The sequence below is a fragment of the Coprobacillus sp. genome, from assembly GCF_984815275.1.
Window position 1 is genome coordinate 1 of the sequence record NZ_CFJNYH010000021.1, and the last position, 24,836, is coordinate 24,836.

15 protein-coding genes and 1 other annotated feature are annotated in these 24,836 nt (G+C 31.9%); all 15 genes read right to left on the reverse strand.

Features of this window, described 5'->3' with window-relative positions; all coding sequences use genetic code 11:
* Positions 1 to 88: 88 nt before the first annotated feature.
* On the reverse strand, positions 89 to 3,541 hold the full coding sequence (locus AC5M21_RS08705) for a tetratricopeptide repeat protein (RefSeq protein ID WP_117769014.1): 3,453 nt from the start codon (positions 3,539 to 3,541) through the stop codon (positions 89 to 91).
* 39 nt (positions 3,542 to 3,580) lie between these two features.
* Positions 3,581 to 5,236: a CvpA family protein gene (locus tag AC5M21_RS08710; RefSeq protein WP_117769015.1), complete on the reverse strand. Its 1,656-nt coding sequence runs from the start codon at positions 5,234 to 5,236 to the stop codon at positions 3,581 to 3,583.
* Positions 5,229 to 6,152, reverse strand: coding sequence for a DHH family phosphoesterase (locus AC5M21_RS08715; RefSeq protein ID WP_008790609.1), 924 nt, complete (start codon positions 6,150 to 6,152; stop codon positions 5,229 to 5,231). Before AC5M21_RS08715 ends, AC5M21_RS08710 begins: the two co-directional genes overlap by 8 nt.
* Before the next feature lie 81 nt (positions 6,153 to 6,233).
* A complete protein-coding gene (locus AC5M21_RS08720) occupies positions 6,234 to 7,430 on the reverse strand; it encodes an acetate/propionate family kinase (RefSeq protein ID WP_008790608.1) in 1,197 nt (398 codons plus the stop codon).
* A 215-nt stretch (positions 7,431 to 7,645) separates the two neighbouring features.
* Entirely contained in the window at positions 7,646 to 7,849 is a 204-nt protein-coding gene (locus AC5M21_RS08725; RefSeq protein ID WP_008790607.1) for an alpha/beta-type small acid-soluble spore protein, read from the reverse strand.
* A 58-nt stretch (positions 7,850 to 7,907) separates the two neighbouring features.
* On the reverse strand, positions 7,908 to 9,104 hold the full coding sequence (thiI, locus tag AC5M21_RS08730) for a tRNA uracil 4-sulfurtransferase ThiI (protein WP_017143796.1): 1,197 nt from the start codon (positions 9,102 to 9,104) through the stop codon (positions 7,908 to 7,910).
* 4 nt (positions 9,105 to 9,108) lie between these two features.
* A complete protein-coding gene (locus tag AC5M21_RS08735) occupies positions 9,109 to 10,248 on the reverse strand; it encodes a cysteine desulfurase family protein (RefSeq protein ID WP_008790604.1) in 1,140 nt (379 codons plus the stop codon).
* Between the two features lie 69 nt (positions 10,249 to 10,317).
* Positions 10,318 to 12,060, reverse strand: a complete 1,743-nt coding sequence (locus AC5M21_RS08740) for a septation ring formation regulator EzrA (RefSeq protein WP_008790603.1) — start codon at positions 12,058 to 12,060, stop codon at positions 10,318 to 10,320.
* 114 nt (positions 12,061 to 12,174) lie between these two features.
* Positions 12,175 to 12,780, reverse strand: coding sequence for a 30S ribosomal protein S4 (rpsD, locus tag AC5M21_RS08745; RefSeq protein ID WP_008790602.1), 606 nt, complete (start codon positions 12,778 to 12,780; stop codon positions 12,175 to 12,177).
* 556 nt (positions 12,781 to 13,336) lie between these two features.
* Positions 13,337 to 14,749, reverse strand: a complete 1,413-nt coding sequence (locus AC5M21_RS08750; RefSeq protein ID WP_008790601.1) for a glycoside hydrolase family 1 protein — start codon at positions 14,747 to 14,749, stop codon at positions 13,337 to 13,339.
* Between the two features lie 72 nt (positions 14,750 to 14,821).
* A complete protein-coding gene (locus AC5M21_RS08755; RefSeq protein ID WP_108912071.1) occupies positions 14,822 to 16,369 on the reverse strand; it encodes a PTS transporter subunit EIIC in 1,548 nt (515 codons plus the stop codon).
* Positions 16,370 to 16,378: 9 nt separating this feature from the next.
* The gene (locus AC5M21_RS08760; protein WP_008790599.1) at positions 16,379 to 18,256 is read right to left on the reverse strand and encodes a BglG family transcription antiterminator; all 1,878 of its coding nucleotides are present in this window, start codon (positions 18,254 to 18,256) and stop codon (positions 16,379 to 16,381) included.
* Between the two features lie 67 nt (positions 18,257 to 18,323).
* On the reverse strand, positions 18,324 to 19,652 hold the full coding sequence (locus tag AC5M21_RS08765; protein ID WP_008790598.1) for a PTS sugar transporter subunit IIC: 1,329 nt from the start codon (positions 19,650 to 19,652) through the stop codon (positions 18,324 to 18,326).
* Between the two features lie 646 nt (positions 19,653 to 20,298).
* Positions 20,299 to 22,695 carry a leucine--tRNA ligase gene (gene leuS, locus AC5M21_RS08770; protein ID WP_008790597.1) on the reverse strand — a complete coding sequence of 799 codons (2,397 nt, stop codon included), beginning with the start codon at positions 22,693 to 22,695 and terminating at the stop codon, positions 20,299 to 20,301.
* Positions 22,696 to 22,729: 34 nt separating this feature from the next.
* Positions 22,730 to 22,939, reverse strand: a binding site (T-box leader).
* Between the two features lie 43 nt (positions 22,940 to 22,982).
* Entirely contained in the window at positions 22,983 to 24,836 is a 1,854-nt protein-coding gene (locus tag AC5M21_RS08775) for an ATP-binding cassette domain-containing protein (protein ID WP_008790596.1), read from the reverse strand.

The following is a 24,836-nucleotide window of genomic DNA, read 5'->3' on the forward strand; positions in this document are numbered from 1 at the left end:
GGAATCCCTATTTTTCAATAGTTATTCCTTTATCCTCCACTCTTGACACAGAGCCCATTTTCTCACCTTATTGCTCTTTTCTTCATTATTAATGTCTTTTAAATATTGAAAAACCTTTTTTCTTCTTTGCTTTTTCAGAGATTTCTAATAACAATTCACTTGCACCATCAATTTCTTTTTCCACTGCTTTTTGACACCATACCTGAGCTTGTTCTAGATCAATCTTTGTCCCTTGTCCATACGTATAAGCTCTAGCAAGATTCATAAATGCATGGTAATCACCACCATCAGCAGCCTTCTTAAATAATTGGAAAGCTTTCTCAAAATCCAATGGTACTCCATCTTCCTCTTTATAACAAACTCCTAAGTTATTCATTGCTCCATAATGCCCTTTATCAACAGCTTCCTGATAATATTGAATTGCCTTTGTCATATCCCGATACTGTTCCTCTGCCTCAAAATCATATAACACCGCCAAATTATACATAGCTGAAACATGACCTTTATCTGCCGCAATAGTATAATATTTTAACGCCAGAGGGGTATCTTTTTCAACACCAAGTCCTGATTTATATAGAGTGGCAAGAGCATAATATCCACGTGAATAATCTTGATCCACTGCCTTTGAATAGTATTCAATAGCCTTCTGATAATCTTGAGAAACTCCTCGTCCAAATTCATACATATTTCCTAAAGCAATATCAGCATCAAGGTAACCCATTTGAGATGCTGACTGATAATTTTCAAACGCCAAATCATAATCAACATCACAACCAATACCATATTCTAAAAAACGTGCAACATTATATAAACCTCTCGTTGAATTTCGTTGAGCAGCTGCCTTATAAAGTTCAAAAGCCTTTTGCAGATCGATATCAGTACCAATTCCGTCTTCATAACAGCAGGCAAGATTACACTGAGCTGGTGGATATTGAGAATCAGCAGCTATTTGATAACATTCAAAAGCTTTTTGTTCATCAATTGGACCAGCCTTTCCTAGTTCATAAAACAGCCCTAAATTAGAAACAGCACGAGGATAATGACTTTGAGAAGATATTTGATAGTATTCAAAAGCTTTTTGCATATTGACTTCGAGACCAATTCCCATTTCATAGCAATATCCTAAATTACATTGTGCGACTTCATCTCCAAGTTCTGCAGCTTTATAATAATATTCTACAGCTTTTTTATCATTCTGTTCAACGCCAGTGCCTTCTTCATAATACAAACCTAAATTACAAAGAGCACGCGTATAATTCATTGCCGCAGCTTCTTCATAAAGTTCTACCGCTTTAGCAAAATTGCTTTCGCCATCAACACCAATTTCATAAAGATTAGCCAAATTACACAAAGCTCGAGGATTTCTTTGCTGGGCTGCAAGTTCATAATATTTCTTAGCCAATTGGAGATCTTTCTCAACACCAATAGCCATTTCATAGCAATATCCCAAATTACATTGTGCAACATCATACCCTAATTCAGCAGCTCGTTGATAAACTTCTACTGCTTTTTGTAAATCAACAGATGTTCCGATTCCCGCTTCATAACAATATCCTAAATTTGTCATTCCACGAAGATTACCACCTTGTGCAGAGCGTTGATAATATTCAAACGCTTTTTCTAAGTTTCTCTCACACCCAATACCATTTTCATAGTAGTAACCTAACGTACACATTGCCATTGGATCCCCTAATTCAGATGCTTTTTGATAACATTCAAATGCCTTGTTCAAATCTTTATCAACTCCTAGCCCATCTTCATATAGGAACCCAAGACTTGCATATCCTCTTGGATAATTATATGCAGCTGCCTGTTCATAAAGTTCTTTAGCTTTTACATAATCAGGAGCACCATCAATACCTTTTTCATAAAGATACGCAAGATTGCACATTCCTCTCAAGTTGTTTTGCTGAGTTGCTAATTCATAATATCTTTTCGCCTGTTGAAGATCCTGTTCAACACCAATTCCAACTTCATAACAATATCCAAGATTACATTGTGCAATATCATAGCCTAAATCACTTGCCTGTTGATATATTTCTACTGCTTTTTTTTCATCAACTGCTGTTCCGATCCCCGCTTCATAGCAATATCCTAAATTTGTCATGCCACGCAAACTTCCTGCATCACTAGATTGTTGATAATATGCAATCGCCTTCTCTAAATTCTTTTCACAGCCAATCCCATTCTCATAATAATATCCCAATGTGCATAATGCCCCAGAATCATTTAAATCTGCTGCTTTTTGACAATATTCAAATGCCAACTCCTCATTCTTATCACAACCTATTCCATTTTCTAAGTAGTAAGAATATTTACACATTGCATAGACATAACCAGTTTCAGCACTCCGTCTTAGATAATCCATAGCCAAAGACATATTTTCATCTTCAATTAATTTTCCATAAGACATCATTGCTCTTGGATATCCCATTTCCGCACTTCTCAAATAATATTCTTTTGCTTTTTCAATATCTTTTTCTATACCAATACCCATTTCATAGCAATACGCTAAATAGCAATGGGCTGGTGCATAGTTTTGATGAGAGGCTTGTTGATACCAATATACAGCCAACTGCGGATCTTGTTCAACACCCTCTCCAGCTTCATAAAAATATCCCAGTTGTAACTGAGCACTTTCCAATCCTTCATTAGCAGCCTCCTGATACCAGGTTGCTGCTTCATGATAATCTTCCTGAACTCCTATTCCATATTCATAACAATATCCAACACTATACTTAGCTTGTGTAAAACCTAAGTCTGCAGCTTTTTTATAATGCGTCATTCCTTTAATTTCATCTTTATCAACACCTCTACCGAAGCAATAGCATTCTCCTACATAGAACAATGCTCTAGGCATATCTTTTGCTGCTGCTTTTTCAAAATATTCGAATGCTTTTTCATCATCAACTTCACAGCCAATTCCCTCATAAAGACAAAAAGCATAATTACACGAAGCGATTTCATCATCTAAATCAGCAGCCATTCGATAAAAAGCAACTGCTTTTTCTTTATCCATTGGTGTACCTAAACCAATCTCATTCATATAACCTAATGAACAGATTGATTTTGCATGATTCATTTTTGCAGCTTTCTCATAAAGCTGATAAGCCATATACTCATCTTGAACTCGTCCACGCCCATTCATATACATAAGTGCTAATTGAAATAAGTCTTCTTCAAAAGTGGGTGTTTTTTCTTCCTCTAAGGAAGATACTACTGACAGCAAGCAAACATCTGCCCCAATGATTTTACCATCTTTCTCAACATAATAATGTTCTTCTTCAAGATATGGCGAGTTTGTTAAATCCGGATAAGTCATCACATCATAATTCATCATTAATGCGTACACATTCCTTTCCACCAACTCCTCTGGGCAAGTCAATGTTTTAACTTTCATTAATGCTGTCTCATTCTCTATACCATGATCATCTACTAAATAAACCCAAGCCATATCATCATAGTTCATGGCAATAAAATCTACTTTCCATCTGTTAAACAATGGCTCATACATCTTCAATCTTTCTAACAACTCATTCATAAGTTCCCCTCCTTTAATGAAAGGGTACATCTTAGTACCCTAATTAATTTTTATAGATGAAACCGTTTCACTATTTGATTCATCTTCTACATATTCAATTGTAACTGTATCACCAGCTTTTAACAATGGTAACCCATCATTTAATGAAATTGGAGCTATAAAATTTTTATTCAATCCTTCTAAACGGAAATAATAATGAGAATTCCCATTAACAACAGCTGACTGAATACGCTCAATCTTTGCAGTGACTGTTTTTGCTTCAAAATCCACTTTGACTTTTCCATTATCACTCAACAATTTGTAATATTGTTTTTCTGCCTCTGCCACACTGTCTCCTACAGCTACAATTTGATAGTTTTCTACACTTACAAAAGCATATTGTTTTACAAGTCCAGCACCATCTTTTAGTGACATAAAATATGTTGGCTGTCCTCCAGCATTAATGAGAATTGGGAAAGTTGCTGTATATTTTAAATTCTGTACTTTCCCTTCAGCTGAAGACATAGCCGAAAACTCTTCTGCTCCACTAATTGCATAATACTTTGATTCTTTTGTACGCATATTAATCAAAGCAAAACCAACATTAGAGGCATCACTTGATACAGAAGTTAAACCTGTGTATAAATAAACATCATCATCTAAAGCAATATAGTTATAACCATCCGTTGGTTTTAAAACACCCTTTTGTGAGAAAATTGTATTAAAATATCCATTTGTATATTTCCCCCAATTCTCTAATTGGCTTAATAATAAATCAGAAGGATAAACTCTATCCACCCACGTCGGAACATCTTTAATATCATAATACTGACTGCTGCCATCAATCGCATTAACCATAATAGCTCCAGTAATATCCTTACCTCCAAATAATCCAATTTTATAATTATATACTGGTGCAATCCAATATGGTTTTCCATCATCATCAATTTCAAACGATGGTTCTTCAAACATCATTGTTGGATAATGTAATCGAATATGTCTGTTAATATTTCTAAAAAATAAATCTGAATGTGAATATTTCATTCCTTCTTCTAATCGAACAACTTCTGATTCTTGTGTAACCATATCAACACGAATATATGCTGGCAATCCTTCTCCATGGTTTGTAAACCATTTAATCAAATCACTATATGAGATTGTTGTCACTCTAAATGGCTTGTCATTAAAGTTGATTTGTCCATACTCATCATCTACTTCAAACTGTGATACATAATCTACGATTTCTCCCATTTTACGATCACCTAATCTTTGTGCACTATCCTTATCTACAACTGGTATAGATTGATAGTTCACCTTTTCATTATCTTTATAAAAATCTGCATTTTTATCAACATTCAATTGTTCTTGATAACGAGAAGCATGAAAAATAGGTGAACTTATTAACTGTCCAATAAATACATAAGCAATAAAAATAACTGCAACTCCTAAGATATATTTATTGATTTTATCAAAAGAAGCATTAAACAAACTTCTTAGTCCAATAAATATAATCAAACAAAAACTAAAGAAAAAGACGAAGTCTGGTGATCTTAGATTAATAGGCAAGAGTGTAAAATACTCTGCAACCAAAAAGAAGATAAGTGTAATAACCAGTGCTTTGATTGTCCCATTTTTCTTCGGTGTTTTTGACTGGAAGAACTCACCTCTATTGCCTTCTACAACTCTTCCAAAAAACTTTTCAAAAATTTTATCCATTGATTTTCTCCTTTAATTTCCCAACTAATACTTCTAATTCATCTAGCGAACTTAAGGTTGCCCCACTTGCATACATATGTCCACCGCCATGAAATTGATTTGCGATTTCATTCACCGCTATCCCGCGACTGCGAATACTCACACGATAGTTGTGATCAATATCATTTTGTGTAACTGCTAACCACACTTGGAATTCTTCTATATTGGCAAGAGTATTCACATAGTTAGACCCCTGTTCCCTTGATATATCTAACCATGTAAGATCTTCTGTACTTAAATAATACCAAGCCACTCCGCTATCTTCTTGATAATGATTATAAATAAATTTTGTAACTTCTAAGTCAGTTTTTCTTCGCATATATAATTTTTGATAAAGCTGTTCAATATTGATACCCGCATCTAACAAATAAGATGCTGCCTCAAAAGTCTTTGCAGATGTAGAACTATACATAAAACGATTACTATCTCCAATAATTCCTAAATACAAAGCATTCGCTGCTTCAATAGGTATTTCTACACAAGCTTCTTTAAATAATAGAGTAACAATTTCACTGCATGAAGATGCACTTTCTACTTCTATATTGATATCACCATATGTATCAACAACAATATGATGATCTATCTTTATGACTTGATCACATACAGATAAATCACCATCAATACGCTCTCTATTTGCTGTATCCAAAACAATACCAAGCGTTTGACCTTTAATAATTTCCCCCTTTTCAAAATCAGGATATAAATGCATCAAATCACTATCCATATTCCCATGTAATACAATATTTTTTTGTGGAAATAATTTCTTCAATGTCCAATACATGCCTAACTGTGACCCAAATGCATCTAAATCGGGATTCACATGTCTATATAATACAATTTGATCATATTTTTCTTTTATATCTAATATTTTATCCATTCTTATCACCTTACTCAATATAATACCATAGAATGTCTACAATATGAACTTAAAGAAGAAAAAAAGAACTCTTTTGAGTTCTTATAAACCAAGTAACCTTACTGTATCTCTCGCAATCATCACTTCTTCATTTGTTGGAATAACCATAACTTTGATTTGTGAATACTGATGAGAAATCACTCTATTCTCAGGTCCTCTAATAGCATTCAATTCCTCATCCAAGAAAACACCAAATGCTTTAGATACATCATCAATAATAATACGTCTTAAATAGGCGGCATTTTCACCAACACCAGCTGTAAAAGCAATTGCATCACAGCCACCCAATTCAGCATAATAAGCGCCAATATATTTAGAAACAATTCGTGCATATAACAATCCAGTTAATAAAGCACGCTCGTCTCCTTCTTTAAACAGTGCGTTTTCAATATCTCTAGAATCTGAAGATATACCAGAGATTCCCAACATACCAGATTTCTTATTATAGATATCCAAAACTTCATCAGGTGTCTTATTGAGTTTCTTACATAGGTAAGGCATAATTGATGGATCAACATCACCACAACGTGTTCCCATCATCACACCTGCAAGTGGTGTAAATCCCATAGATGTATCAATACACTTCCCATCCAAAACCGCAGAAATACTAGCACCATTTCCCAAATGACAAACAATAACTCTAGAACCTTTTGGTTTCCCAAGCATTTCAATGACTTGTTCTGAAACATATTTATGACTTGTTCCATGAGCTCCATATTTTCTCACTTTTAAATCAGTATAATATTCTAATGGCAAAGCATATAAATATCTTTCTTTATCCAACGTTTGATGAAAAGCTGTATCAAATGTGAAAACATGTTTCACTCCAGGCAATGCATCTTTAAAAGCACGATATCCAACCAAATGTGCTGGATTATGTAAAGGTGCCAATTCACAAAGTTCCTCCACTTTGCTTACAACATCCTCATCAACAACTGCACTATCATTAAAATATTCTCCGCCATGAACAATACGATGTCCAACCGCATTAATTTCACTCAGTTCCTGAACAACACCTTCTTCAACAAGTGCCTTCAATAACATATCTACAGCAACCTGATGATCTGGAATAGAACAAGTATCTGTTTTTTTCTCTCCATTATATTTAATCGTAAAAATTGCATCCTCCATTCCAATTCTTTCAACAATTCCTGAAGTAATAACATCCTCACTTGGCATATTAAATAATTGAAATTTTAAAGATGAACTTCCAGCGTTAACCGCCATAACTTTTGTCATATATTTCATTCCTCCTACGTACATATTCATATTGTACAAAAAAAAACAAAATAACTCAACTAGAAATTGTAAGCGATATCAAATTTTCACATATTTTGGCAATAAAAAGAAATAGATATTCCTTCTTTTTCATTTTATATTTGCTTTTATCATTAAGAAAAAACCCTACTCATAAATGAATTATGACTAGGGTTTTCGTATCTTAATCTCAATGATTATTGTTGTCTACCAGCGATTTGATTTTGTCCCATTTGAACTAATCTCTTAGTGATTTCACCACCAACAGATCCGTTAGCACGAGAAGTTGCATCAGGTCCAAGGTTAACACCAAATTCATTTGCGATTTCGTATTTCATTTGATCGATTGCATTTTGAGCACCAGGAACTACTAATTTATTTTTGCTTGAGTTTGTATTCATAACTTTCACCTCCTGACACAATTAGTTTGTGTCAGATATGAAATCTTATTCAAAAAAATTAAAATAAATTTTCAACATTTTTATAATCGTTATTTATGACAATAAAAGTTGTTTGTTCAATACAGTCCTGAACCATTTTATCAAAGTCCCAGTTTTCTTCAAAAGCTTTTGCCTTATAACTTTTTGGCTTTGTGGCAGGTTGTTTAGGTGTGAAAATTGTACAGCAATCTTCATGTGGTCGAATCGAAATATCATATGTTCCAATTTTATTTGCTAAATCAATGATCTCTAATTTATCCATACATGCAACAGGACGCAGTACTGGCATAGAAATCACTTCATTAATAACAGACATACTTTCTAAAGTTTGCGAAGCAACTTGTCCGATACTTTCACCATTTACAATTGCTAAGCAATTATTTTTTTGAGCAACTCCCTGAGCAATACGATACATCATTCTACGCATAACTGTCATTGCATAACTTTCTTCACAATGTTCATAAACAGCCAATTGCAATTCTGTGAATGGGACAATATGTACAGTAATCTTTCCATGTGTATAATGTCTCAAAACATCAACCAAATCTAAAACTTTTTCTCTAGCTAAATCACTTGTATATGGTGGTGATGCATAATGTATACATTCTATATCAACACCACGTTTTAGAGTTAAATAACCTGCTACAGGTGAGTCTATTCCTCCAGATAACATCAATAAAGCTTTACCACCAATTCCAACTGGATATCCACCTGCACCCAAAATCACATTATCCATTACATAAGTGAATTCTTTTCTCAATTCTACTTTTACAAGAATATCCGGATGATGAACATCGACCTTTAATTCTTTTGATGTATGATGAAATACATGTCCAGCAATTGCTGTATTAATATCATGTGACTGCATAGGAAATTCTTTATCATTTCTTTTTGTATCAATTTTAAAAGTATTTCCAGGATTATTTTCAATAACATGCAGGCATGCTTCTTTTATACTTTCTAAATCACTTTTTACTTGATAACACAACGAAAAAGAATGAATTCCAAAGACTGTTTTTAATTGACGACAAACAGCCTTTGCATCCTCTCCATTTAATAGTATATACATACGATCAAAAGATAATTCATATTTTAAATTTTGAAATGAATTTAAGATTTCTTTTGTATTTTGACATAATTTACGAATAAACAATTTACGATTTTTTCCTTTTGTAGTCAGTTCTCCAAAACGGACTAAAATATGATTACATTCCATCTATTTACCTCTGCTTCTTAATTGTCTTTAACGTTGAAGAAAGATGATATAAAAATTCATCAATTTCTTCTTGCTTTGTATGGTGTGAAAAACTTATACGTATAGCACTTTGAGCAATTTCAATAGGAACACCCATAGCCCCTAACGTTCTTGAAACATCATTCTTACGTGAAGAACATGTACTTTTTGTAGAAACATAACACTCATGTGCCTCTAATGCATGGAGAATCACTTCAGGCTTATATCCAACACATGAAAAATTCAAAATATATGGAGAACTTTCTTCCATTGGTGTGTTTATCACAATATCAGGCTCTTGTATAAATGCATTTCTTACATATCTATTTAATGATTTAACATATTGATATTTATTGTCTTGATTTTCCAGTGCTAAACGCAATGTTTTTGCAAACATAATATGTGTAGCTGTATTTGATGTTCCACCACGTAGCCCTGATTCTTGCTGTCCACCACAAATCAATGGAATTAAAGAAGTTGACTCTTTCTTGAAAAGAACACCGCTTCCTTTTAATCCATAAATTTTATGGGCCGAAAAACTTGCCATATCCACAACAGATAAATCAATAGGTATTTTACCTAATGCCTGAACCATATCAACATGAAACTTTGTTTTCTTATTTTTTTGAGATATGATTTCTCTAACTTCATGAATAGGATTGATAATACCAACTTCATTATTGACATACATTAACGATACTAAAATTGTATCATCACGAATTTTATGACTTAACTCATCTAAATTTAACCGTCCATTTTGATCCACAGAAATAAAATCTACCTGAAATCCAAAAACATCTCTTAACTGAATACAAGCATTGTATACACTTGAATGTTCAATTGCACTAGTAATAATATGTTTCCCTCTATTTTGATATTGAAAAGCACACCCTTTAATCGCAATATTGTTAGATTCACTTGCTCCACTCGTAAAAAAAATCTCTGTTGGTTTAACATCTAACATATCAGCAATCAAACTTCGTGACTTTTCCATCAATGAACTTGTTTGTAACCCCAGTGAATATAATGAATCAGCATTTGCAAAATAATCATTTAATAACGATTGATACATTTGATTAACCTCTTTATCCAATGGTGTTGTTGATACATAATCTAAATAAATCATATATTCCCTCCATATCTCAATATATGTATATATATCATGTTCAATTCTTTTTTTCCAGCAAAAAAGTCCTTAAACGGACTTTTCAGATGATTTTTTTATCAATTCTTCATAAGAACCAGGCTGAATCTTCTCAATAATATCAACAGCTGTTGATAAAGCTTTAGTATATTCACCATTTCTAAACAAAACTTCTGCCTTTGTTAATTCAGTATTGACTTCTAAGAAAGTTGAACGATAACGATTCCCAAAAACAATAGCTTCTTCAACCATTTCTGCAGTCACAATTAAGTTATGTACATTATCATACAATTTATAAATAACATCTCTCGCACCATCAACGCGTTTTGATAATTCAGATAATTCTACAGGTCTATTTTGGCGATAAGCTTGAATTTGTGCAGCCTTATCATAAGAATCCTGAATATAATCTTTGTAAGATTCATTAATCATAGGTAAATGCTTGTTTTTAATTTCAGATTTAATTTCCAATAAAACTATATTAATATTTTCAAGTTCATCAACTGCACGTTGTTCTTGTAAATAGAGATGATCTCTTAGTACAAAGAAATCATTTAAATAACTTTGATGAACAGCTGCATTATCTTTCATAGTTTCAACCTTAACTATCATTTGAGAATAAGAGAAATTTCCTTTAACCATTTCCGCTTCTAAATCATAAGACTCTCTTAAAAGAGCATCAAACTCTTGAAACTTTTCATCAATAACAATATCCAAATCATCTATAACATACAGACTTCTCATACGATTATAATCAATCATCACTTGTTTATATTGATCATAAATTTCCGTAATCAATGTATAACTTGCATCCCATTTTTCTTTAAATTCATCAAAAGAACGCTTTTCACCTTCTAAATCTTGAATTAATGAATCGATCGCATCAGATAAATTCTGTAAAACCTCACCAATATTATCTAATTCTAATTTTTTAATATGACCTATAGATTCTTCTAAAGTCGTTTGAATCATATTTAAACGATTATACGCATCTAATTGATTTAAAGAAAATTTTTCTTCAGTCATTATTTGAATTAATCCCTGAATATGAGCGACCTTCTTAGGCATATATTGGCGAACAACTGCAATGTAACTTGGCAAATCTTCTAAACGCTGATTCACCCAAATCACCTTTGCTTCAATATCTTTAGTAAATTCTTTGGCATCTTCAAATAACTGATTATTCATCATTCCTTCAAGTTTTACAAATGAATCATCAATTTCATTAAATATATCTAAAAGATTTGGAACAAACTCTTCAACTTTAAAACGTATAGATTCAAAATGATCAATTGTTTCCCGATACATTTCTTTTACACGAATAATTTCTATTCTTTGAACATTTTCAATTTCAGTAATCTTTTCAATTTTCTCTAATAATTCTTGAGAATCTTTTTCATAAACAATAAGCATTTCATCTAATTGTTTCATTTTCTTTGAAACTTTACGCAATTTACCATAAAAAAGCTGTTCATCTACTTCATTCACTAATATTCCAAGTTCATTTTTTTGATACTCACAAATTCTTTCAAACTCTTGAGCATATTGTTCATAAAGTTCTGAAACTTCTGGCATATTTTTTGAAATACTTTGTACTCTTCCTAAACGATACTGCAAAGGCAATGATTTCACAGCATTCATTTTATTTTCTACATCAACAATTAATTTTCTATATTTTCTTATACGCAATCCTCTATACACAAATAAGAAAACAATCAGAACGACAAGACCAATACCAGCGAAAATAAGATTTCTTGTTCCAATTTTTTCAATAATCTCCATAATCTTATCCATATTTCCAAAATCCTTTCTTTTACACTTTTATATTTTATCATAAATTCTTTCGAATTTCATCATTTTATGCTAAGAAAGGATAGAAAAAATGGACACATCGTGCCCATTTCATGATTAACCAAGTCTGTTATAGTATTCAACGATTAATGATTCGTTAATTTCTTGATTTAATTCAGATCTTTCAGGTAATCTAATGAATTTACCTTCCATTTTATCAGCATCAACTTCAACAAATCCAGGTACATGGTTTTGAGAAGCTAAACTTGTTTTAATGATTTCTAAAGATTTAGATTTTTCTTTAACTGCAACAACATCTCCAACTTTAACTTGACAAGATGCAATATCTGTTTTTACACCATTTAATAAAATATGACCATGGTTTACCAATTGTCTTGCTTGTCTTCTTGTTGTTGCAAAACCTAATCTGTAAACAACATTGTCTAATCTTGTTTCAAGTAAACAGAAGAAGTTATAACCAGTAATTCCATCCATTTTACTTGCTCTAAAGAAAGTATTACGGAATTGTTTTTCATTCACTCCATACATATGTCTTACTTTTTGCTTTTCAGCTAATTGTAAACCATATTCTGTAGGTTTCTTTCTTTTTTGTCCATGTTGCCCTGGAGCATATGGTCTTTTTGATAATTCTTTTCCAGTTTCTAATGTAGAAAATCCTAAACGTCTAGATTTTTTCCATTGTGGTCCTGTATAACGTGCCATTGTATTTCCTCCTATTGTTTTATTTTGCTAAAACAATAACATGCATAGATCCGTGAGGTTGTGTCTGTACTAAGTATTTCTCTTTGCAGCCAGATACTCTACATCCATATGTTACAAACGCAATTTCTTACACTCTATGTGCTGCTATCATTTATTGCACTAGGTATTTATATCATAAAACATGCTTTAAGTCAATATAATTCAGAAATTTCCTAGGTTTTCTGTGTATTCAATGAAGAGTCCTCTATCTTTTAATTCATTTCATTGCTTTTTTTAATTTTTCGATATACCTTTTCACTATTCTCACATCAAGGTGATTCTATTATTTGTGAAAATACAACATCAGCATACTATTGATTTTTGATCTTTTTACATAATTTTAAAATATATATATCATACAAAAGACTTCTCATTCGTTCTAACATCCTTTCTATTATGGCTTGATAAACTTCACATACAAACAATAATATAACTAACCTATATTGACAATTCCAATAGTTTCTAGACCTATAAATTTAATCTATTTCTGGATAAATTGATAATGGAATTTTTATTCCTATATTTCTTCTCCGTTGCTTGCTATAACCTTTTGATACCATTCAAAAGATTCTTTTTTATATCTTTTGCAACTTCCCTGTCCTTCATTATCTATGTCCACATATATAAAACCATAACGTTTTTTCATTTCTCCTGTTGAACAGCTAACCAAATCAATACATCCCCATGGAAGATAACCCATGAGTTCAACACCGTCTTGAATCGCTTCTTTCATCTGTTCAATATGCTTTCGTATATAATCAATACGATATGTATCATGTACTGTTTCATTTTCTAAAATGTCTATAGCTCCTAATCCATTTTCAACAATAAACAATGGTTTTTGATATCTGTCATATAATTGATTTAAGTAAATTCGTAACCCTTTACTGTCTATTTGCCAGCCCCACTCACTTGTCTGCAGGTATGGATTAGAAACACCTATTGACATATTTCCTATTTTCTTTAACTGTGAAGTATCACTCATCACGACACTGCTCATATAATAACTCAAAGCTAAATAATCCGATGTATTATTTTTAATGATATCTAAATCACCCTCTTTCATTTCTAATTGAACATTTAATTCTTCAAACATTCTTGTTGTATATGCTGGATATACTCCTCTCATCATAACATCAGAAAAAAACAATGATTGTCTTGATTGCTTTAAATTTGCAAAAACATCATCTGGATTGCATGAATATGGATAACTGAGTTGCCCTGCTAACATCATGCCAATTTTTGCATCTGGTATGATTTCATGACATGCTTTTACCGCTAAAGCACTTGCTACAAACTGATGATGTGCTGCCTGATAAATCCTTTGAAATCTTGAAGGATCATCAAAGGATTCATGAAATCCTCCACCTAATGCTGGCATAATAGCTAAGGTATTTATTTCATTAAAATTCATCCAATATTTCACTTTATCTTTATAACGTTCAAAAATCGTCCTGGCATACTTTTCATACAAAGCAATCAACTTTCTATTTTTCCATCCTCCATACTCTCTCGCTAAATAAAGCGGTGTTTCGTAATGAGTAATTGTGATAATGGGTTCAATATTATACTTTAACATTTCATCAAACAAGTCATCATAAAACTGCAATCCAGCTTCATTTGGTTTTTCTTCAATCCCCTTTGGATAAATACGTGTCCATGCAATAGATGTACGCAATGCTTTAAATCCCATTTCAGCAAACAGTTTGATATCTTCTTTAAAGCAATGATAAAAGTCTATTGCTTTATGACTAGGATAATATTTGTTTTGATTGATATATTCTCCATAATGTTCAAACCTTTCTTCATTAACCAGTAAAGTATCAGCTGTAGATGGTTCTTTACCATCTTCGTTATATGCCCCTTCAACCTGATGTGCAGCAATCGCTCCACCCCATAAAAAATGAGAATCAAAAATAGATTCTTTCATACTTATAATCACTCTCCTTTTTCGAGACAATTATATCGTATAAAAAAATCTATGACCTTATCATTTATTTCCTCATTTTTTATTTTTATTGAACATGATGTGATTATTGTTTTTCTCATAATTGATAAAAAACGGATAGTACAAACACATGTCTACAATTAATATTCCTATACATAATAGCAATCCTAACCAACTATTATTAGTCAACATTGCCCCCACTCCAAATGGCATATAAGTACTTATTTCAGCTCCAGTAGGAAAAGGAACTATTGGAATCAACTTCATAAAAATAATACATATCAATAAATTTATAAGGGGTATGCTTGTAAATGGTATAAACATAAAAGGATTAAACACTATTGGAAACCCATATATCAACGGCTCATTAATATTAAATAATGAAGTCATTAATGCAAGTTTACCTAAAGTTTTTGTAGATGTATGTTTAGATTTTATAATCATTAATACATTTAAAGCTAAAGTCGCACCTACTCCACCCATAAATACCCAAGGCATTAAAAACCAATAAGGGTATGGAGCGGGTAAGTTTGAAGCAAAAGCAGTAATATTTGCATAATATATTGTTGTATGCAAAGGAAGTATGAGTGTATAGATAAGTTGCGGTCCATGTATACCTATAAAATATAACAATGATGATAAAAATATAAAGACTGCAAATCCCCATACTCCCTCTGAAATAGGCTTTAAAAGCATTGAGATAAATTGATTAAAATATACAAATATATTTTGATACGATGTTAACATAAAAATATATCTTATACATAAATAGATTGTTAATACAACAACACATGAAACAGCCATCTTCATCAAGTCATCTTTTAAAAATTTCAACCTCAAAATATAATCATAAATCTTTGAAAATATCAAAGAAGATATCATAGCTACAAATATACCAGAAGAATTCATATATTGTAAATCAATCATTGCCGTATAAATACTAGTCAAACTTCCCTGACGAGCAACATCAATAGGTATCAGCAGTAAATAACAAGCCATACTTAAAAGTCCAGCAAACAGTTTATCTTTGTTGTCAATTCGATATTGATATGCGACAACAAAACTAAAAATCAACCCTATAGAATTAGACAATACAACAATCGGTATTTCAAAAAAGGATTTCAATCCTGATGAATCAAGGAAATTCTGATAAGCCTCTAAAGGCAAAGACAAAATAAGCGAAAATAAAGCCTGGACAATCATCAAAGCCCCCAAGGCAACAGAAGAATTAACCAATACTTTGACAAATCTATGCCTAGAAATATCTCTCATAACATGAACAAACCCAGTAAAATACTGTTTTTCCTCACTTGTTTTCATGGGACTTTCTATGAACTGAAACAATAATTGACAATCCATACTTGCATAAATACTTTCAGGAATTATTTTGATGCATGAACACATATTATTAAGTGATTTTATTTGTTCTTGTGATGGCTTTGTTTGAGGTGCAAACAAGATTATGTCATACTCTCTTGCATATTCATCAACAAATGTATCACTTATTGAAGAAAAGTGATATGTCAACTGATTCAACTGAACATATTGATTCAATTTCCTGATAAAAATCTTACTTGTAATCCCTCCACTACAACAAATCAAAATTTTTTTTCATAAAATATGAATCAACTCCTCATAAGAAGATATCTTATCCAATTCTTGAAGCCATTGATTATTCATAATCAAATCAATAATATTTTCATTAATAAATTCACATTCTTCTTTAGAGTTTTTATTCCCAGAAACAAGAAATATATATTTAACATAATTATTTTTCCACAAAATACTTTTCTTTAATGTCATAATCATGACAATTGATTGCTCTGTGCATAATGAAGAAGGATGTGGCATTGCAACTAAGTTTCCAACTTCTGTAGAAGATAAGTCCTCTCTTTCCTCTATGAATTTTTGAAAAGAAAAAGGCAATGAATAAATATTCTCAATTTTATGACACATATCATTCAAGATATCTTCTTTTGTTTGAAATGTTTGCTGTAATAAAACAAGATCTTTCTTAATAAATGATTGCAAATTTCTCATATGTTGACTTTCCTGTAGTTCAATATCATCAAAAATATTTTCCATATATATAATAGGCTTATCTAACTTTAAATTTAATTTTACTGTACTTATTATATAATCAATATGACTTAAATTTACTGATCGTATTGATTGAGCATCATAAACCTGAATATGTGAGTCATCAATATCAAACTTCTTCATCAATCGTTTCTTTAATATTGATGATGTTCCCATACCTGAAGAACAGATAATAACAATGTTTTTCATCTTTGTTTGTTCTTGCAATCTTTCAATTGCCATACTGTAATGCAAAGCGAGATACCCTAATTCACCTTCAGCAATAGGTTTATGGTATTCATCTTGAATAACTTGTGAAGCAATAACTGCACATTCATATGCATCAGCCATTTTCAGTTTAATATCCTTTATAATAGGATTAGGCATATTCAGACCATATTGTATTCTGACTACTAAAGGCATCATATGTAATGCTAATAATGTAAACAATTCAAAATCTCCATCAAAATGATATCCCAGCTTCATTAAAATCTGTTGATTGATTTTTTGTATCATCTGTTCCATTTCATGAGATATTTGTGCAGTTTCTCCATCCATTTGTGTTAATTTCTTTCCATAAAGATGTATTATTACATATTCTACTTCTTCTTTTGGAAAAGTGATAGAGAAATAACTTTGAAGTTCTTCGACAATATCATTAGCTAATAAATATTCAATACCTACATTATCAACTTGAATAGGATAAGTCGTAATCAATTGTTTCTCTTCAATTCTTTTTATTGCAACTATAAGATGAATAATGAGATTTTGAAAACCAGTATCTGTTAACTTATAATTATATTTTTTGAGATGTTTTAAAACAACTTGCCTGATACATTGACAATTTTGTAAATCTATATGATATTCTTCCATAAAACGTTCTAAAGAACTTTCTCTTTTTTGAATACAATTATGAACCAAACAAATTCTTTTATCTATTTCATTTCCCTCTAACTTTAAACCATAAGAGGGCTTTGAAATAACTGTTAGATGATATAAAGCAAATCTCTTTCTCACTTCTTTAAATAATCTATTCATGGTCGAACGACTGATCCACAATTCATCACATAAATCATCTAATTTTATATAGCCTTCTTCTAAAATAAACCGTTGAATAATATAAGTCATTTTATCTTCTGTCTCGCTTGGTATAATACTTCTATTCTCATCTAAAAGAGTTTTCCAATTATTTCGATATTCGTCTTCAATAGAAATGCTATAACCACTTTTAAAATGTGATTTTATTTCTATTCCAATCAATTTTAAATGACTTTTATTCTGATGAATTGTTTCTCTTACAGTACGACTGCTTATACCTATAATATTTGCAATCTCCTGACTGGTAACCGGCCTGCCATAAGACACTAAAAGTTCAACTATTTTTATTATTCTTTCATCTAGTGACATCATTTGCTTTCCTCCATCTTTTCCCCATTATACATGATTTTATATGCAACAAAAAGAGGATTTTCTCCTCTTATTCATTCACGACTTCCTGTTCACTTAATTGTATTTCATTTTTTAAATTTATTGAATCTTGACGTTTAAAGAATGGATAATAAATAATCAAGTCTATTGCAACTAAAGCAATTGCCCAAACAACACCTGTCCATGAACCATTATTGAGTGACTGATAAAAACCAAAAGGCATAAATGTATTGATAGCGGCGCCTGTTGGAGCTGCAACTAATCCAATTCTTGTGACCAATGATGATAAGAACAAATTGACCATAGGACAGGCAATAAATGGTATGGCCAAATTAATATTCATAATAACTGGCGATCCAAACATGATAGGTTCGTTTATATTGAATAGTGATGTTGCGATTGTTAATTTCCCTAAAGTTTTAAATTGTGATGACTTTGCTCTGGTTAACATCAACAGATTTAATGCCAATGTTGACCCCACTCCTCCAATAAGTGTATAACATAAGAAATTCCACTCTGGATATGGACAAGCCGTTCCTGCTGCAAATGCAGATAGATTAGCCATTGCCATAGCATTATAAATAGGAGCCATAGCTGCATAAGTAACCATTGTCCCATGAACGCCAAACAACCATAAAATATGACCTATTAATGTATAAATAACAAATCCCCAGAATCCTCCATCAACATTCGTTAGTGGCTGTTGTAATAATGTATAGATTAAATTTTGAGCAGTCCCATATGTAGTATAAGATAGTGCTATTCTTATTAACATAAATATAATAAAGACCAAACCCGCCGGAATCATTGTTTCAAACATATTAGACACATTTGGTGGAACTGATGCTGGCATTTTAATCTTGATATTTTTATCTAAACACCAAACATAGATTCTTGCTCCAGCAATTCCTGCAATCATGGCTAAAAACAATCCAGTTGCTCCAAATGATGAAACTGGTAAAACATTATTTACAATACCTGAAACTTCTGCCCCAACTGCATCCGTTAATACTGCTGCTGTTTCAAATGGAGTCAGTAATAATAACGCTCCTAAACTAATCATCGCTCCTGAAAAAGGATTTTTACCAAATGACTTTGCAGTAAAATACCCCAAAGCGATAACCAAATATAACGAAATCAAATCACTCGTAATCATAACAGGAAAGTTTAAAATATCTACCAAGCCTGTACTTGTTAAAAAATTTGTATACCAATCCCCTAATGGTAAAGAACGAATTAACATGAAGATTGATCCTCCAATTGTTAATGCACTTACACCCATAAAACCATCCATAATAATCTTTACATATCTTGCATTTGTAAACTTATCAATATTAGGTACAATTTTTTCTTCAAAATAATTTTTGAGTTTACTCATTTTTCTTCCTCCCTTTCTTTATCTCAATCATACCAGCATATTAATTTAAGTTAAATTTCATTATTTTCCATAATTTCTATATGAATTTGACATTTTTTAATAACGACTCTTTATAGTTACTTAATATAAGAGTAACCAATTATACAAAGCTTTTATGAAGTTAAATTCATAAAACTCATTTCCTATTTTTTTATTATTCTTATCTTTTAATCTCTTCGCTAATAGTCTTTATCAAATCCATCACTCATTTCCTGCAAGCAAATCACTAAAATAGTTCTTACTCAAGAATCCCCAAACTTTTGAATATAAGCCAACTAAGAAACATTTTTTTACTAACATCTTATTTTAGCATAACATTAACTACATTAGTTTCAATTTTTAAAATTATACTGAAATAAAAATTTTTCACTTTATTAAAACAGTTACTATACCATTTTTGCATTAATTTAAGCATTACTGACAACCAAATTATAAAGAGTGAATGCCAAAAATGAGCCTATAACTTCATGGTTCATGTAACTGTAATATTTGCATTGTACCTCTAGTGATGCAACATAAGTATAAGATAATGAATATTGCTATCAACTTTTAAATAGATAAAAAAGAATAAAAAGATGTCAACATTTCTGTTAACACCTTTATTTCATTATTTAACAACGACATTGACAATCTTATTCTTAACAACAATCACTTTAACAATATTTTTTCCATCAGTATGTGTTTTCACATTGTCTTGAGATAAAGCTGTTACTTTTACAACTTCATCATCTTCATCTTTAGCCACTGTAATTTTAGAACGTAATTTTCCATTGACTTGTACTGCCATTTCAACAGTTGCTTGTTCTAACATAGCTTCATCATACGTTGGCCAAGATTCATAAGCAATTGTTCCTTCATGTCCCAATAATGTCCACATTTCTTCACAAATATGTGGTGCAATACAATTTAACATTTTAACCAAGCTTTCAGCATAAGGACGATAAAGTGTTGGCGCTTTATATGCTTCATTGACAAAAATCATCATTTGGGAAATCGCTGTATTAAACCCAAGTGTCTCATAATCATTTGTAACCTTCTTGACTGTTTGATGATAAACAAAATCCAATGAATGATCATTATTATCCGTTAACTTACCTGATTCAATAATTAGGCGATAAACACGATCCAACCATTTTCTTGCTCCATCAACACCACTTTCACTCCATGGTTTACTTGCTTCTAGTGGCCCCATAAACATTTCATAAACACGCAATGTATCTGCACCATATGTATTCACAATATCATCAGGATTTATCACATTTCCTTTAGATTTACTCATTTTTTCACCATTACCACCCAAAATCATACCTTGATGATATAATTTCTGAAAAGGCTCTGGATGTGATAAATATCCTTTATCATACAAATAACGGTTCCACATACGAGAGTATAATAAATGACCTACTGCATGTTCTGGTCCACCAACATATAAATCAACAGGTAACCAGTGGTCAAGCAACTTTCTATCAGCAATTTCTTTATCATTATGTGGGTCGATATATCGCATATAGTACCAACTGCTTCCAGCACTTCCTGGCATTGTACTTGTCTCACGTTTTCCTTTTTGACCATTCACATCTATATTGACCCAATCTGTCGCTTTATCGAGTGGTGAAGCACCAGATTTAGAAGGTGAATAATCTTCAAGTGGAGGTAAAATCAAAGGCAACTGGTCATCTGATAATGCCACTGATGTCCCATCTTCAAAATTAATAATTGGAATAGGTTCTCCCCAATATCTCTGACGAGCAAAAATCCATTCTCTTAAACGATAATTAATTTTTTGCTGACCACAATGATGTTCTTTTAGCCATTGTGTCATCTTTGCAATGGCATCTTCTTTATTCATACCATTTAAGAAATCAGAATTAATATGTAATCCATCTTGTGTCCATGCTTCTTTTGAAACATCTCCACCCTCAAGCACTGGAATAATATCTATACCAAATTTCTTTGCAAATTCGTAATCACGCTCATCATGCGCTGGAACAGCCATGATTGCACCAGTTCCATAACCAGCCAAAACATAATCCGAAATCCAAATCGGAATCTCTTTTTGATTCACTGGATTGATTGCATAAGCTCCAGTGAAAACCCCAGTTTTATCCTTATTTAATTCTGTACGCTCCATTTCTGATTTTGTTGAACATGCCTGGACATAATCTTCAACAGCACTTTTTTGAGAAGCCGTTGTTATTTTAGCAACCAATTCATGTTCTGGTGCCAATACACAGTAAGTTGCTCCAAATAAAGTATCGCAACGTGTTGTAAAAACGGTAAATTTTTCATCATGTCCAGCAACCATAAAATCAACATGTGCTCCAATTGATTTACCAATCCAATTTCGTTGAATTTCTTTTGTTGATTCAGGCCAATCAATTGTCTCTAAGCCATCCAATAATTTCTCAGCATATTTTGGAATATCAATAACCCATTGCTTCATATTCTTTCTTACAACAGGGTACCCACCACGTTCACTTTTTCCATCAATAATTTCATCATTAGCCAAAACAGTTCCTAATTCTTCACACCAGTTCACAGGAATATCAACATTTCTAGCCAATCCATCATTATAGAGTTGTTTAAAAATCCATTGTGTCCATTTATAATAATCAGGATCACATGTTGAAACACACTTCTCCCAATCAAAAGAAAAGCCTAGCATTTTTAATTGTTTTGTAAATGTTGCAATGTTTTCTAAAGTAAACCCTTCTGGATGATTTCCAGTTTTAATAGCATACTGTTCAGCAGGTAAGCCAAATGAATCAAATCCCATTGGATGTAAAACATTATATCCCTGCATTCTTTTCATACGTGACATAATATCAGTTGCAGTATATCCTTCTGGATGACCAACATGTAAACCTTGACCAGATGGATAAGGAAACATATCTAAAGCATAATATTTTGGCTTAGAAAAATCCCAGACATCTGTATAAAATGTTTTGTTGTCATCCCAATACTTTTGCCACTTCTTTTCTATTTGTTTGTGATCAAACGGCATAATTCATCCTCCTTAAAATATAAAAAGTCCTCCATCTAAGGACGACTTTATCGCGTTACCACCTTAGTTCATATATATTTTCATATACATGCCCTTAACACCTTAACGCAGTGATACGGTAAAAACTACTCCATTCATCTTTACATCTCCAAGGCGAGTTCATTGCGGTTTTTCACTTGCTTCCACCTTACACAAGCTCTCTGCAGAAACCCATACAACTACTATTCCTTTTCATTGATTTTACATATTCAACATTATAACATATGATTTTTGAATTTCAACTCTTTTTAATCTTTTAAAGCAGCAATTGTATTCAATCTAAAAACATAAAGCAATGGTGGTAACTGACTTATGAAAACAAGAAGAAAAGAAGCACTATACACAAACAACAATAATTCATAATCAAAAGACAAAGTCAAATGATTATTCAATAAAAGCTCTTGACTCATGACATTAACAAGTGATAACAACTGATAATATAATCCAGTACATATCATTTGAGCACTTAAAACAATTTCCAAGGATTCAAATAATACAATCTTTAATAAATGCCAACGCCTCGCACCAAAACAAATCAGAATCGCAAAATCCTTTTTCTTTTGGATAACATTTAAAAACATCACTTCTCCAATTAAAAAAAGTGATGACAATATAGCCAGACCAGAAAATATCATCAAAACAACTCTCACCTGCTGCATAGATTGTGAAATATTTTGAGTTGTTGTCGCTCCAACTTCTAAAAACTTATAATCCGGATACTGCTTTTTCAATTCTTTAATAATTTCACTACGCTGATAATCTTTATGAATATAAATCATCCCTAAATCACTTTGTATATCCTTTTCATCAAATTGATAAACATCTTTTAAAAGATGAATATAGGCATTTTCTCTTTGATAAAGAGTATCTAGTGCTGTCGTCTGATTGGTAATTCCAACAACCTGATAAGCAATTGATTTCACTTCATTTTGATATTGATACCAAGCATAAACTTTCTTATTAAGCAATGTTGATAAACTTTCATCCTTACACAAATGTTGAGCAGTAGAAAGAGAAACAATGATTTCATGGTCCTCTTGAGGATATTGCCCCATATCAAGTTGTATGTCCTGATAAGGCGAAGCATCATCACCAATAAAAAGAACCTGTGAATCCTGATACCTTTCACCAACAAAACCGATTCCTAAAAATTCATACTCCTGAAGATACAGTTGTGTCCTTGTAATAGAGGGTTGAGACTGTAATTCATTCACAAAATCAAGTGTCAATGATTGATGATTATGTGCTTGAAAACTAATACATGAAGAAGGAATTAAAGAATATATATAATTTTGTATCTGAGTTTCCAATCCTCTACTCATTGTGAGTGTCATAATAATACATAGAAAAGATATCGTTAATCCAAATATTAATTGTAAAGAGCGCCCTTTGTGAGATTTTAATGACATCCATGATAATCGTAAAAGTGGAAAAATTTTTTTATGACGTGAGACTATCTTATTTTGAGTCAACGGTGTATGGCGGAAACATTGATGACTTTCAATCTTTCCATCACACATTGTATAAATCTCATCACTATACCTTTCAACCAACTTTAAATCATGCGAAACAACAATGACCAATCTACGTTTTGACTCTTCCTTTAACAGGTTCATGACTTCATCTGCATGAACTGGATCAAGTGATCCCGTTGGCTCATCACATAATAAAATATCACTTGGCTGATAACATGCACGCAAATAAGCAATTCTTTGCCTCTGACCCAAAGAGAGGGATGACATCTTTAAATTCTGAAAATCATCAATATCTAAATTTTCTTCTCCACCACCCCTTTGGAAAAATTGTGACATCGTTATATTTTGATGAACAGAAAGCCACATAATCAAATGAAATTGCTGAAAAATAAAACCAATATGCTTTTGAGAATAATGCGATAAATGTTTTTTGACACTTCTTTCTTGCCATTTGATATCTCCCTGAAAATCTTGATCTATTCCTCCAATGATATGTAGCAATGTACTCTTCCCACATCCTGATGGACCAACAATCGCTATCATTCCTGTCTTAGGCAAATCAAGCGAAATATCATCAAGCACTTTTTGATAATGATAACGTTTGGTTATATGAACAATTTGCAGCAT